We start from the raw sequence: 14445 nt of genomic DNA on the forward strand, positions 1-14445 counted from the left end.
ACTGCTTTAAACTTTGCAGTGTGATTTTTATCTTATTCCCCTACTATTTTTGCTTCTTTCAACATCTCGTCAGTTAATGTAATTCCTTGAAGCTCAGCTGCCTTTTTATTAATGACTAGCTCTAAGTTTTCAGGGAAGCCAACTGGGATCTCACTTGGCTTTTTACCGTTTAAAATGTCTAATGCCATTTTTCCAGTAGAATAGCCAAGGTCATGATAGTCAAGCCCGTATGAAGCAAATGCTCCACGCTTTACGGAATCGCCTTCTCCTACAAACATTGGAATTTTCTTCTCATTTGCTACTGTGATAACAGATTCAAGAGCCGATACGACTGTGTTGTCCTTTGGAATATAGAATACGTCTGCTCTTCCGACTAAAGATTCAGCAGCTTGCTTCACTTCAGAGCTTGTAGATACGGATGTTTCCACAGCTTCTAGTCCTATTTCTGCAATAACCTTTTTCGCATTCTCAACGTTTACCACAGAGTTTGGCTCACCTGAGTTGTAGATAATTCCAACCTTTTTCGCATCAGGGATGAATTTTTTAATAGCGTTAATTGTATTTTTGATGGCGTCCGGATGTGTATCTGATGTACCTGATACATTTCCGCCTGGCTTTTCAAAGCTTTCGACTAGTTTCGCGCCAACTGGATCTGTAATCGCTGTAAAGAGAATCGGGATCTCTTTAGTAGATTGTACAACTGCTTGAGCACTAGCAGTGGCAATAGCTAGAATAACATCGTTTTGATCTGCCACAAGGTTTTGTGCAATTGACATATTATTATTCATATCACCTTGAGCATTCTGATAATCAAGCTTTAAATTTTTTCCTTCTTCATATCCTGCATCCTTTAATGCAGCTACAAAACCTTCCCGTGCTGCATCTAAAGACGGGTGTTCTACTAGCTGAATAATTCCAACTTTAACCGTTTTCTCTGCCTCTTTACTTCCGCCGCCATCCGAGCTGCTGCTATTGCTATCGCTACTGCTGCTACTGCTTCCCCCGCTGCTGTTGGAACCACAAGCCGCAAGTATGAGCAACATCCCGCATAATAGGGTCATCCAAATTTTTCTCATGGTATTACGCTCCTCTACTCTACTAGTTTTTTCTCTACTTGAAATCAAGTAATAAATTGTTAATATTTCGATAATACCATGTCTATCTACTTATAAACAACAGAAAATTGAAAAAATCTTTTGGGCTTTAAAGGGATAAAAAATCGAGTAATAAAAAAACACCTCTGCTTTAACAAAGATGTTAGTTCAGGTTATTTTAGCCAATGATCGGGAAACCTTAAGGAAGATGGTAGTTTGGTGTGCCTATCACCATTTGCCGAGTTCACCTGTGCTTGAGTGAGAAAGAGGCTGCCTGTCACATTAGCACCGCTTAAATCAACAGCTCTTAAGTCGGCACCAATAAAATCGGTCCATCTTAAATCTGCTTGTCGGAGGTCAGCGGCTATGAGCAAAGCCCCCCGTAAATTAGATCCTCTCAGGTCGGCACCTTTTAGCTTTGCACCGATAAGATCTTTTCCTTTGGTGCATTTATTTTGCTTTGGATTTTTAGGAGCTTTTGCACGAACGAGTTCACTTGTACGCAGAAGCAGCTCGTTAATGCGTCCACGTAGAGCTGGTACATCTAAGTCTAAAATTGACTGCGAATCTAAATAGGTAAGGTTTTCTGTTTTTTTAATGGCTGTTTGTAATTCATCATAGATGGATCTTGTTTCTTCCAAACCAATTGCTTCATATAAGTAATATAGCATTTCGTGAAGCTGCTGCATGATCGGAAATACGTCAAACATTTCTTTAGCTAAAGTTTGGCTGCCCCGCCAATCATTTCCGCCAAATGTCACCTGTGAAACTTTTTGCCCAGCACCAAAACATTCATAAACCGTACAGCCTCGAAACCCGTTTTCTCTTAGATTGCTATGAATGCTGCATCGATAATCTGATTGCAGATTGGGACAAGGAGTACCCCCATCTTTATTATGTGCGAAATCTGCACACTTTGCATAGGGCAAAGCCACACAACATAAGGCAAAACAATTTTCACAGTCTGCTTTTAAGCTATTGTCATTCTTAATTAGATTAGACAAGGCTTACACTTCCTTAGAAATGATTAATATCCCCGAGATTGTCTTTAAAATATTCATATTATGTTTAAGAGTTTTCTACGAATGATAGATTATCACTTTTCTTATTTATTTTTTTATATTATAGATTTTAACCCAATTATCTACTAAAGTTCTCTATAAATGCTTGGATTTCCTGTTTATTTGTCAACATGATTACCTTTTTAGAACTATCGGCTTGATATGCCTAAGAATTTCATGCAGGTATGAGAATTCATAGGCGGAGAATTTCCGGCTAATGTATTTGGAAAGGCTTAAAAGGTCAATATAAGCGGAGAAATTCCGATAAACTGCTCTAAAAAGGACAAAATACATAGATTTGGATAAGATAGACGGAAATCCTCCCCTTATTTTTAGGGAAAAATGAGTATTTCTAAAAATAGCCGGAATTTATCCGTTTATTTTCAAACACGGTAAACTCAACATAATTACAGAACCAATAATCCCTTTCGAGTAAGCATTTTTTTAAAAATAAGGACAAAAATTGGTTGCGGACAAGCGTGCAACCTATAGGTGGCAAGATTAAAAGTGAAATCATCCCCTGCATAATAAATGCCATTTACACTTAAGAGACTTATGTCCTTGAAGTTATGTTACTTTAAAAGCAAAGCCCTAAACAAAAGCACAAAAATCAAATTCTCCTGAATCACGCTGAATAGGTGAGTCCTGTATGAATTTGTTTCCATTTTCATCTTCTAAATCGATCCCGAAAAAAAACTGATTAGTTGGAAAAACAACAATATCTGGCTCTGATTCGGCAAAAACGTTTACTGTAGCCGCTCCATTAATAATTGTCCCAACAGCATTCCCCTTTACGATGGAATTTAAGGTAGCAAAATTTCCTTCTCCCAAAAATTCACATGAAGGCAAATTAACTGACTGTGAGGTAAAGGAAAAGTCGAAATCTGCATTTACATTATCTGCATATAAAACTTTTACAAAGTCGTTTCTTTGATGGCAGCTTGGGCAAACACTTAAATCCACAGTCAAAGTTCCCGAATGAGCTATTCCATTTATAAGATAGTTTACAGGACTTGCATTCGAAGTTGCAGTTACACCACAACCGCACAAAATTCCCATTTAAACACCTTCCTTTATAAAATAATCGCTCCATACAGTAAGGTCATTCAACTTTTAATCTTGTCCATTAATCAATGTATTCTGAACAAAAAAGTTCGTATAGATTGATGTAATGAATATACTTTCCCTTTGATTTAACCAATCAATTCTAAAAAGTTTTTTCCAAGTATATATTCCTTTTGGTTATCAGGAATTTGAAGCAAATCAATCCAACTTTTCTTTGCCGAATAGTCATATTCATTAAATTTTTCCATTCCATATGGTCCATCGCAACCATAAAGAACTTTACGATATCCTAAAGTTTCCACCGCCTTCTTTACAATAGCAGGATTAAGATAATCACTTGATGTGTCAACAAATACATTTGGTTGATCCTTAATGTATTTCCATAGCTTTTTCCAAAATGGAAGACCTGCATGAGCATAAATTAATTTAAGTTTAGGATAATTTTCAGGTAAATATTTATAGGATTCTGGTTCTGAAGATAGATGGATAATCATCGGGATGCCTTTTGATTCACACATAGCCGCAACTGGGTCAAGTGCCTTAATACTATATTCATGCATGAATGGATGAGCTTTCACCCCAATAAAGCCAGGTTTATTAAGATATAATTCTACTTCTTCTACTGATTCAGGAAGGGTTGGATTGACTGCTGCCCAGCCTAGAAACCGATCTGGAAATCTATCAATTGCAGCAGCAACAATATCATTGCTCGGCTTGGTAAAAATCTTGTATGAATTGCCGTAGAGTTTCAAATAGCCACCTTTTACTAGACCATCATAAACTTTGAGCCCAATTTGAGTTGCATTTAGTATTAAATAACGGGATAGGTATTGTAAAGCTCGTTGAAAACCGCTATCCAATTCAAACATTGTTTCGTTCATAGGAGCAATTAGTGCTGTTTTAGTTACACCGTTTTTATCCATACCTTCTATCATTCTCTCTAAAGTCAGCATTGTTTCATCCACATGAAAATGGCAATCAACAATCATTTTAATCCTCCATTTCAACATAGAATCTTATATATCAAGTTGTGTCCATAAGATTACCCGCTTTTATAAGTTAAAATTTATGATATATTCCGCTTGATTATACTTACCTAATTTGCTATTATAACTGACGAACGTTCGTTAAATTCGAGGTGATTCTTTTGAAAAGCATTGAAATTAAAGAGGCGGCTTTAAAATATTTCACCATTCATGGTTATGAAGGAGCCTCGCTTTCCCAAATAGCTGAAGAAGTTGGGATGAGAAAGCAGTCCATTTACGCCCATTTTAAAGGGAAGGATGATCTTTTTCTGCAAGTATTATGGGATGCGAAAGAGACTGAGCTATCTTCAAAACTCCAATATTTCAGTAAAATTGATTCACAAAAGCCTGAAAAGGATTTATACGGATTTCTAAAATTGGTTATCGATCTTTTTCAAAAAAATGAGCATTTAAAGTTTTGGCTGCGTATGTCTTTTTTTCCGCCGGCACACCTTGCACAAGCAATTGAAAAGGAAGTCATCGATCTCGAGGATAAGGTTCAAGGGGTACTAGAAGATAAATTCCAGGATTGGATCGATACCGGAGTCATTGCCTGGAATGCTGCAAAAACACCGACCTTCGCCTTCTTAGGAGTAGTCGATTCAATCATGCTGGAACTCGTATACGGCAATGATGAGAAACGGCTAAAGGATAAATTAGAAGCATCATGGTCCGTGTTTTGGAGGGGTATTTCACATCAGTGATTCGTGAAGAAAAAGGTGAGGTTACATGACGAAAACAATTAAAGAACAAAAATCGGTATTAATTATTCTTTTAAGCAATATATTCATTGCATTTTTAGGAATTGGTCTCATTATTCCCGTTATGCCGTCTTTTATGAATATCATGCATTTATCTGGAAAGACGATGGGGTATCTTGTTGCCGTATTTGCTGTGGCACAACTGCTTATGTCGCCACTTGCGGGACGATGGGTTGATCGATATGGAAGAAAGAAAATCATTATCATCGGCTTATTCCTTTTTGGCATTTCGGAACTTATCTTTGGTTTAGGAACGCATGTATCAGTACTTTATTTGTCAAGGGCTCTAGGGGGAATTAGTGCGGCCTTTATTATGCCAGGTGTTACTGCGTATGTAGCGGATATTACGTCCGTTAGGGAACGGCCGAAAGCGATGGGATATCTTTCTGCTGCTATAAGTACTGGTTTTATTATAGGACCTGGGATTGGCGGCTTTATTGCAGAGTATGGGATACGCGTCCCCTTCTACTTTGCGGCAGCTATTGCCTTTTTAGCATGCATTTTATCGATATTTATTTTAAAAGAACCGCTGACAAAGGAACAGCTTGCTGAAATCTCTGCCAAAACAAATCAAACAAACTTTTTTGGCGATTTAAAAAGATCAATTAGCCCACTATACTTTATTGCCTTTATGATTGTGTTCGTACTCGCATTCGGTTTGTCGGCATATGAAACTGTTTTTAGCCTTTTTTCTGATCATAAATTTGGCTTTACCCCGAAGGATATTGCCATCATTATTACAGTAAGCTCCATTTTCGGCGTTATTGTGCAAGTATTTTTGTTTGGTAGAATGGTAGATAAACTCGGTGAGAAGAAGCTAATCCAATTATGTTTAGTAGTTGGTGCAATTTTAGCAGTGGTTTCCACGCTAGTTTCTAGCTTTTTGGCAATGCTGGTAGTAACTAGCTTTATTTTCCTAGCATTTGACCTGCTTCGCCCGGCATTGACGACATTTTTATCAAAGGCTGCCGGGAAAGAGCAAGGGTTTGTTGCCGGAATGAATTCTACCTATACGAGCTTAGGAAATATCGTTGGACCAGCAATGGGCGGAGTACTTTTTGACGTAAACATCCATTATCCTTATTTGTTTGCCGCTGTCATCATGGTCATTGGCTTCGGAATTACAGTCATGTGGAAAGAAAATCAATTGGCAGAAAGCCTAGCGAAATAAGAACGGGGCCAAGGCGCCCCCTGGATTGAAAAAAGGCTTCCCCTAAGTTTCTTAACTCCTGGAAAACCTCTTATTTTTATATTCTTTTGATTTATTTTCTTTTGCACTAGCATTATAATGTTTAAGTTTTGAAAATGGTTTTTTCTTCTTTATGTACCTTTCATTAAGGACAATCACTTTTCCATTCTCAGCAGTGTATTTTCGATAAACTAATTTATATTTTTCAAATGCAAGGTGCCCCAGAATATAAATGGGTATGATCATGAATAGGAGAATGACTACCTGGACCATCCAATTGAATCCATTCCCACTGATATAAATAGTCATGACAGCATTTACTACAAAAGCAGCCATTAAGATAATAATCACATTACATAAATGAAAAGCGAACTCATCTTTTTCTTCCCCAAACATCCGCTCTAGTTCAGACTTAATATAAAGTGTAGCAAATACTGAAATTACAATGGCAATAAGGGTAACAAAATATGTAAGAACAGTGGACATTTTTTTCCGATCCCCTCACATTCATAAATCCCCTAATATGGATATCACCATTGTAACATAAGAAATGAAAAAAGAAGGTTTGTAAACAATGGTTTTGCTTTTAATACCCAGGGATTATTGAACAAACATAATAAAGCGTCATAATAGGATAGAAAATAGCCTTCCATTATAATGATGATAAGATGCAAATCATTCTGCAAGAAAGTAGGACAATATATGCTTTTTAATGTCATTGCAATCCTCGTTATTGTGATGGACCAGGTTTCTAAATATTTAATTCGTACTTACATTGACATAAATGTTAGATTTTCATTGTGGGGAATACCACTCACACATATCGAAAATAGCGGGATGGCAGGAGGTTTATTTCAAGGCTATGCACGGCTCTTCGGAGTTGTCGCTGTGTTGTTCGTGATAGGTGTTTTATATTTTCGCAGAACGGGAGAAATGAAGGGCGCCCTCATCGATAGTAGTTTTGGATTTCTAGTCGGTGGAGCAATAGGAAACGGCATTGATAGGTTCTTGTTTGGGCAAGTGACAGATTTTATCATTCGCTCTGGTGGAATTCTTAACTTAGCCGACCATGCAATTGAGATAGGAGTGTTGCTGCTCATTATTTATGGAGTCGTTAGCTGGTTGAAAAAAAAGCAGTAGATTTTCTTGAAAAAATTGAAATGGGTTCCTGACCCCAGATACATCAAGCAATACCGTATTTGGGGTCAGAATCTTTTCAATCGCCCTTCACTTTACTTGAGCAATTCCCGTGCCAATAATCGATAAACATCCAGGCGTTTCTCTTGTGAATGAGGAATGCTGCAAATCATCGCCTCATAATACATCCTTCCTATCCACATATCGACTTTTTATCAGTCAGTATATTTAAAATCATAATTTGTCGATATTTCCCCGGAAATTTGTTGAAATTTGAAAAATAGTGTTTTATTAAATTGAATCGGGTCGAGGGGCATGTCATATCGCATATCAGAATTACAAAAAGCGACTCTGGGTACATATTTCAAAGTATATCGCCCAGCGATACGGCACAAAAAAAGAGCTTTTACATACTTCTTAAGGAGTCTAACTGTTCCCTTATTTTCGGAATATGGAGAAAAGCCCTCCCCATTTTTCTTTAGGTTTTTGTATCGCTTCTTCTAAACGTTTATTAAAATCACTTTGTGAACTCCATTCTCTTTTTTGTTCGTCCCTCATATTTTGTATTTCTTTTTGTAAAAGTTCACTTTTTTGTTTTTCTTGTTGCAGCAATGTTTCGTAATGGATATTTTGTTGTTCAGTTAATTTTTCAATTTTAGCATTCGTTTTTTGAGCTGAATTTCCAATACTAGAACTTATAGCATGATGATCTTGCTGGAGTCTGGAAACCTTTGTTTTAAGCTCTGACATATCGTTTGTCAGTTGGACGTTCATTTCACGTGTGGCTGCGAGTTCATTGGCTAATACCATTAAGACCTCTTTTAATTGATTGGGGTCATGAGGCAAATTTTCATATGTATCGATTACCGCTATCTCGGCTTCATTGGATTCTTCTAATCTCTCTTTTTGTTGATTCACAAGATCTTTAGCTGTATCGTCCAGGGGCTTGTCTGTATCGCGCAACGCTATAAGTGCTTCGATGTCAGATTGAACAAAGATTCGTCGATCGCCATCTTTCAAAAACTCATATCCATTCCGCTCTAAGATTTGGCCATATTTTCGGACAGTGGGAGTTGCAATCCCTACTTCTTCTGCCACTTCCTTAGAAGAGTAGGCTCGTTCATTCGGTTGTATATCACGTCGCATATCGGACCTCCTATACTATTAAATATGAAGGTTTTAAGTTATATTTGCAACTTATATCGCCCAGCGATACGAGCCAAAAACGCTCCTTCTTCAATTGATTGAAATAATAATTTGATTTTAATACTCTAAATCATTCATATCATTAACAAAGTCTCCCCCACAAACTTCATTAACATATTTATTCTTTATTGGAGTTTTGGTCTTTTCTTGTTTTAAAAACTATTCATAGTGCGTGTTTTCTTTAGCTACGACACCAAACGGGCGTTATGAACCTTTCATAGTGCGCGTTTTCTTTAGCTGCCACACCAAACGAGCGTTATGAACCTTTCATAGTGCGCGTTTTCTTTAGCTGCCACACCAAACGAGTGTTATGAACCTTTCATAGTACGCGTTTTCTTTAGCTACCACACCAAACGAGCGTTATGAAACATTCATAGTACGCGTTTTCTTTAGCTGCCACCCCAAACGAGCGTTATGAACCTTTCATAGTGCGTGTTTTCTTTAGCTGCCGCCCCAAACGAGTGTTATGAACCTTTCATAGTGCGTGTTTTCTTTAGCTACCACCTCAAACGAGCGTTATGAACCATTCATAGTCCGTGTTTTCTTTAGCTACAGCCCAAAACGAGCGTTATGAACCTTTCATTTTTGAATTAGACCCTAGGACCAACAGAAAAGGAGTTTGTACTCCGGAATATCCCAGAGTACAAACTCCTTTTGACGTTTATGTGGTGGGGAAACTGCCTAGAAAATCTTCTATCTCTTCCCTTTATCATAAATCTCACCCAATGCTCTCGGTGCGCGATTAGATTTCGAGAAAAAGATTAATAACAACAACGTTAAAACGTACGGTAAAATCATGAATAAATCGGTGAAGCTGCTTGGCAATGCCATGGATTGAGCAATATATGCTCCCCCAGATTTTGCAAAGCCAAATAATAGACAAGCGGCTAAAGTAGGGAGAATCCTCCAATTGCCAAAAATTAATGCGGCAATGGCTAAGAATCCATATCCCATATAAATATTTGAAGAAAAGTTAGCTGAAATGGAATAGGCAAAACACATGCCGCCTAGGCCTGATAATAGACCCGATATGAGAACTGCGGAAAACCTAATTTTTGATACGTTTACACCTGCTGCATCAACCGATTGAGGGTTTTCCCCGCTTGCTCTTAAACGCATGCCAAATTTTGTTTTATATAAAAGATACCAAGCAAAAATGGCAATCACGACGATGATCACTTCAAACGGATACACATTCGTAAAGACCGCACCAATCACTGGGATATTGGCTAAGCCTTCAATCGTAAACCGCTGCGATACACCTAATCGAAACTTGTCCGAAGCAGCCCCAAATACAAGTGCATTTATTTGTGTTGTTAAGAAAGTTGTTAGTGCTAACGCCAAAATATTAATTACGACACCACTGATTACTTGATTGGCTTTAAACTTAATACATAGCACAGCATGAATAATAGAAAAAGTCATCCCGCCAATCATCGCAAATAGTAACGCCACGTAGAATAGATCTTGAATATCTCTGCCAGAAGCATTCGCGATTAAAACAGCTGACAGTGCCCCGATGAATGCCCCAAAACCTTGGAAGCCCTCAAGCGCTAAATTAATAATACCGCTCTTTTCACTATAAATTCCGCCTATTGCCAATATAAAAAGAGGCAGAGCAAAGGATAATCCATCAATAATTATTGTATCCATTATGATTCACGCTCCTTTCGATCCACTTCTTTTTCCTTCAGGCGTTTGACTTTAAATTTCATGTATTCTCCACATGCACTAATCAATAGGATTAACCCGATGATAACAGAAGCAATTTCTTGTCTAATTCCAGACTGTGAACTCATATACGTGCTTCCTTGATCGATAATCGATACTAAAAATGATGAAAAAATTACTCCAATTGGATGGGAGTTTCCGAGCAGTGATACAGCAATGGAATCAAAACCGAGACTCGATAATACTTTTGGCTGGATGGAAGAAAAATAACCTAAATAATAAGTGACACCTGCAAGACCTGCCAAGCCTCCTGATATAACCATGGCTAAAACTGTATTTCTTCCAACATTAATTCCTGAATATTTTGCTGCATTTCGGTTGGAACCTACCGCTTTAAGTTCAAAACCAACCACTGTTTTGTCCATGACAAACTTTACTAAAATAGCGGTAATGATGGCTAAAACAAAGCCTAATGGAATATCCATTTTCAAGTTGGCCATTTCAACATTTACTAAAGTTAATCTTGCTGCTTCTGAAATATATTTGGATTGCCTTGAAACAGGATCAATATAATACATCTGAATAAAAAAGCTTATGACATATTGAGCAATATAATTTAACATAATCGTAGATACGACTTCATTAATGTTAAATCTATATTTTAGCCATCCTACTAATCCGCCAATTAACCCTCCGGCAATAAATCCGATGATTAAAACTAGCGGCTTTGCGATTATGGCATCTAAACCACTGTAACCAACAATAATCGTCGCCAAAAAACCAGAGACGAGCATTTGACCGGAAACCCCAATATTAAATAGACCCGCTTTAAATGCAACAGCAACTGCAAGGCTTGCAAACACAAGTGGGGTCATGGCATTTAGCAAAATCAAAAAGTCTGTTAACATGCTCTTATAGCCAGCATAAAAAGGCTTAGGGAAGATTCCTGCCCCTTGGAATAAATTATAGAATGCCTGTAAGGGGTTTTTTCCAATTAATAGGATGACAATAGCAGCAGCGATAAAGCTTATGATAATGGATACTAACGGAATGGTGAATGGCTGCCATTTCTCATTACTTATTGGTCGAATAAGACTGTAACTTAAGGTTTTTTTCTTTTTACTCATGCTTTGCCCCCATCATATATTCACCGACTTCATTCGTTGTTAATGATTCACTGCTAGCAATTTTTTGAAGTTGGCCATTATATATCACTCCAATGGTATCCGCTACATTCATAATTTCATCTAACTCTAATGAAATAAGTAAGATCGCTTTTCCTTTTTCCCGTTCTTGAATCATCATTTTATGAATATTTTCGATCGCCCCAATATCTACTCCCCGTGTTGGCTGAACGAATATCATAAGCGGTGATTGCAACTCGATTTCACGAGCAATAATGGCCTTTTGCTGATTACCGCCACTCATCGAACGAACTTGCGTCTTATTGCCTTGTCCACTTCTAATATCATATTTATCAATCAACTGACTGCCGAATTGCTCAAATTCCTCTTTATTTAAGATTCCCTTGCTTGAAAAGGGCTCCCTATAGTATTGCTTTAATGCTAAATTCGTTGATAAATCAAAATCCAAAAATAGCCCAAAGATTTGTCTATCTTCTGGTATATAAGATATTCCAGTTTCTGTTCGGTTTCTTATACTTTCACTCGTAATGTCCTTGCCCTCGAGGAAGATTTTCCCGCCGCTCACCTTTGTTAATCCAGCAATGGCATCCGCTATTTCAACTTGGCCATTATCTGCAACGCCAGCAATTGCAAATATTTCGCCGCTGTGGATGGTAAAGGATACGTCTTTCACCACTTCAAAACCATCTTCATTTTTAACAGTTAGATTTTCTACCTTTAATACTGCCTCTTTAAACTGAGCAGGTACTTTTTCAGATTCAAAGTTTACCTCTCTGCCCACCATTAATTGGGCCATATGTTTGACCGAGGTCGTCTTTACATCCAACACATCAATTAATTTGCCTTTGTTCAATACAGCACATCGATCGGCCACTTTCTTAATTTCATCCAGCTTATGTGTAATTAAGATGATTGTTTTTCCACCGTTTCTTAAGCCTTCGATAATTCCGAGCAAGAACTCAATTTCTTGTGGCGTTAGGACAGCTGTCGGTTCATCAAAAATAAGGATTTCTGCTTCACGATAAAGCACCTTCAAAATCTCCACCCGCTGCTGCATCGAAACAGTAAGATCAGCTATCCTTTTCGTAGGATCCACTTCTAAGCCAAAGTTTTTAGACAGTTCTTCAATTTTACGATTGGCATTTCGAATATCTACATATGGGAAGAGTCCCGCAAATTTTTTGATTGGCTCAATTCCTAAGGTGATATTCTCGGTAATCGTATAATCAGGGACGAGCTTAAAATGCTGATGGACCATTCCGATGTTAAGCTTTGCCGCATGGTTCGGTGAACTAATTTCCACCTTTTCTCCCCGGATATAGATTTCACCTTCATCCGGTTCATACATTCCACTCAAAATACTCATCAGAGTTGATTTACCTGCACCATTTTCTCCAAGCAAGGCAAATATTTCTCCTTTTTTAATACCAATGGATACATCATCATTCGCTACTATTCCAGGAAATCGTTTGGTTATATGTTTCATTTCTACAATATAATCAGACATCTTTCGTCTCCTTTATCAGGAAAAATAATTTAAAAGAAGTTCATCATTCCCTAGTTTTACTTAAATTAGGAAATGATAAACTTCTAATGGTTCATTTCATTGTTTTTTCTATTTAATGTTATAACCCCGGGAACTTTTCTGGAGTATGACCATTAAAATTAGATGCAGGTACGATTTTACCTTCTTGAACTAACTTGTAAGCTTCATTCATTTTACTAAGTGCATCCTCTGATAATTGATGGCGGCCTTCTTCTTTAATAAAACCAGTTGAATCTGTATCTGCATAAAGAACGACATTTCCACCTTTAAAGCTTCCATCAGCAACAGAATTTAAGACCTTTTCAATATTCATAGCCATGAACTTTACCGCAGAGGTTAATACGATATTTTCGGAACCATTTGCACCTTCATCAAATTGGTCAACATCCACACCAACTACCTTAATATCGCCCTTAGCTTCCTTAACTGCCGTGAATACCCCATTACCAGTACCACCTGCAGCAACAAACATGATATCTACACCTTGTTTTATTAACGCATTTCCAATCACTTTCCCAGTAGCTTCATCTGCAAAAGATCCTGCATAGTTGCCACCTACATTGGCACCCGTTACATCCGTTCCTGCATAACCAGATAGTTCTACCATTTCAACCTTTTTACCATATACTTTATTTACATAATTTACACCAGATTCAAAGCCAAATTGATAATTTACATTTGAAGGATACGCTACACCGTTTACAACTGCTACTTTATTTGTTTTTGTTTCAAGTGCTGCAGCCATTCCTGCAAAAAAGCCACTTTCTTGTTCAGCGAAATTCATCGCATATACATTATCGAATTCTGTTTGATCCCCTACAGGTGCGGGCTCTGAGTCATTTATAATAAAAATTTTATCAGGATTTTCTACAGCAATACTAGAAACTCCAGCAAATTGGAACCCAGGTGTGACAATAACATCATAATCTGCCACAATATCAGCAACAGCTTGTACAGACGCTGCAGGGTCACCGCTTTCTTCTCTAACAGCCTTTACTGTTGCTGTTGGATGCTTATCAATAAAGCTCAATATTCCCTTATAGTTATCTTCATTAAAGCTTGCATCATCAACGCCTGAAGGGCTTGTTACAATGGCAATCTTTAATCCTTCTTCACCTTTTCCAGACTTAGCTTCGTTTTCATTCTTCGCAGAGTTATTTCCGCATGCTGCCATTACTGCAGTCATTAAAGCTATGAATAATATCATGACAATTTTCTTTTTCATTGAAATAATCCTCCTAAATTTTCATCATTTTGAATTGCTGCTGATTGTGAAAAATAAAAAGCACCGAGTTACACCGGTGCTTGACTTTAGGATGGTAGATAATGGAGTTTTGTTCCATATTTATATACACAACCTCGTAGTCAAGCTCTTCACGGTAGCTTGGTAGAAACTTTTGGGCCATATCCCCAATATTATACGAGAATAACATTAATTTTATACTAACCCATAGTAACATCCGAAATTCAGGTCGTCAATAAAAACACGAATACTCTTTAAAAATAAGTGGTTAATGTTCGGAAATTGAGTGATTAGTTTAAATA

13 protein-coding genes and 1 riboswitch are annotated in these 14445 nt (G+C 37.5%); of the genes, 3 read left to right on the plus strand and 10 right to left on the minus strand.

What is annotated here, in order from left to right:
* Positions 1–32: 32 nt before the first annotated feature.
* From AR328_RS20235 to AR328_RS20250, 4 genes are all read right to left on the minus strand, one after another.
* Positions 33–1076 carry an ABC transporter substrate-binding protein gene (locus AR328_RS20235; RefSeq protein ID WP_066300941.1) on the minus strand — a complete coding sequence of 348 codons (1044 nt, stop codon included), beginning with the start codon at positions 1074–1076 and terminating at the stop codon, positions 33–35.
* A 191-nt stretch (positions 1077–1267) separates the two neighbouring features.
* On the minus strand, positions 1268–2098 hold the full coding sequence (locus tag AR328_RS20240) for a pentapeptide repeat-containing protein (protein ID WP_066300947.1): 831 nt from the start codon (positions 2096–2098) through the stop codon (positions 1268–1270).
* Between the two features lie 648 nt (positions 2099–2746).
* Positions 2747–3214 carry a hypothetical protein gene (locus AR328_RS20245; RefSeq protein ID WP_066300949.1) on the minus strand — a complete coding sequence of 156 codons (468 nt, stop codon included), beginning with the start codon at positions 3212–3214 and terminating at the stop codon, positions 2747–2749.
* Positions 3215–3348: 134 nt separating this feature from the next.
* Complete coding sequence (locus AR328_RS20250) at positions 3349–4209, minus strand: amidohydrolase family protein (protein WP_066300952.1); 861 nt, start codon at positions 4207–4209, stop codon at positions 3349–3351.
* Positions 4210–4358: 149 nt separating this feature from the next.
* Here AR328_RS20250 and AR328_RS20255 point away from each other — a divergent pair, with 149 nt between their 5' ends.
* Together AR328_RS20255 and AR328_RS20260 are read left to right on the plus strand one after the other, a co-directional pair.
* Positions 4359–4949, plus strand: coding sequence for a TetR/AcrR family transcriptional regulator (locus AR328_RS20255; protein ID WP_331457207.1), 591 nt, complete (start codon positions 4359–4361; stop codon positions 4947–4949).
* Positions 4950–4974: 25 nt separating this feature from the next.
* On the plus strand, positions 4975–6177 hold the full coding sequence (locus tag AR328_RS20260; RefSeq protein ID WP_066300957.1) for an MFS transporter: 1203 nt from the start codon (positions 4975–4977) through the stop codon (positions 6175–6177).
* Positions 6178–6228: 51 nt separating this feature from the next.
* On the opposite strand, the gene AR328_RS20265 is transcribed toward AR328_RS20260, so the two are convergent.
* Positions 6229–6681, minus strand: coding sequence for a hypothetical protein (locus AR328_RS20265; protein WP_066300961.1), 453 nt, complete (start codon positions 6679–6681; stop codon positions 6229–6231).
* 216 nt (positions 6682–6897) lie between these two features.
* Between AR328_RS20265 and lspA the strand changes: the two genes are divergently transcribed.
* Positions 6898–7335: a signal peptidase II gene (gene lspA, locus AR328_RS20270; protein ID WP_066300965.1), complete on the plus strand. Its 438-nt coding sequence runs from the start codon at positions 6898–6900 to the stop codon at positions 7333–7335.
* A 435-nt stretch (positions 7336–7770) separates the two neighbouring features.
* Here the strand turns inward: lspA and AR328_RS20275 are convergent, their stop codons facing one another.
* From AR328_RS20275 to AR328_RS20295, 5 genes are all read right to left on the minus strand, one after another.
* A complete protein-coding gene (locus tag AR328_RS20275; RefSeq protein WP_066300967.1) occupies positions 7771–8478 on the minus strand; it encodes a hypothetical protein in 708 nt (235 codons plus the stop codon).
* A gap of 753 nt (positions 8479–9231) precedes the next feature.
* Positions 9232–10191 carry an ABC transporter permease gene (locus tag AR328_RS20280; protein ID WP_066300973.1) on the minus strand — a complete coding sequence of 320 codons (960 nt, stop codon included), beginning with the start codon at positions 10189–10191 and terminating at the stop codon, positions 9232–9234.
* Positions 10191–11336, minus strand: a complete 1146-nt coding sequence (locus AR328_RS20285) for an ABC transporter permease (RefSeq protein ID WP_066300976.1) — start codon at positions 11334–11336, stop codon at positions 10191–10193. Before AR328_RS20285 ends, AR328_RS20280 begins: the two co-directional genes overlap by 1 nt.
* Positions 11329–12861 carry an ABC transporter ATP-binding protein gene (locus tag AR328_RS20290; protein ID WP_066300986.1) on the minus strand — a complete coding sequence of 511 codons (1533 nt, stop codon included), beginning with the start codon at positions 12859–12861 and terminating at the stop codon, positions 11329–11331. The genes AR328_RS20285 and AR328_RS20290 overlap by 8 nt, the downstream gene beginning before the upstream one ends.
* A gap of 118 nt (positions 12862–12979) precedes the next feature.
* Positions 12980–14125: a BMP family lipoprotein gene (locus tag AR328_RS20295; protein WP_066300989.1), complete on the minus strand. Its 1146-nt coding sequence runs from the start codon at positions 14123–14125 to the stop codon at positions 12980–12982.
* A 117-nt stretch (positions 14126–14242) separates the two neighbouring features.
* Positions 14243–14344, minus strand: a riboswitch (purine riboswitch).
* Positions 14345–14445 lie beyond the last annotated feature (101 nt).

Origin of the sequence: Bacillus sp. FJAT-29937 (assembly GCF_001509555.1) — a bacterium.
In the GTDB taxonomy this organism is placed as follows: Bacteria; Bacillota; Bacilli; order Bacillales; family Cytobacillaceae; genus Cytobacillus.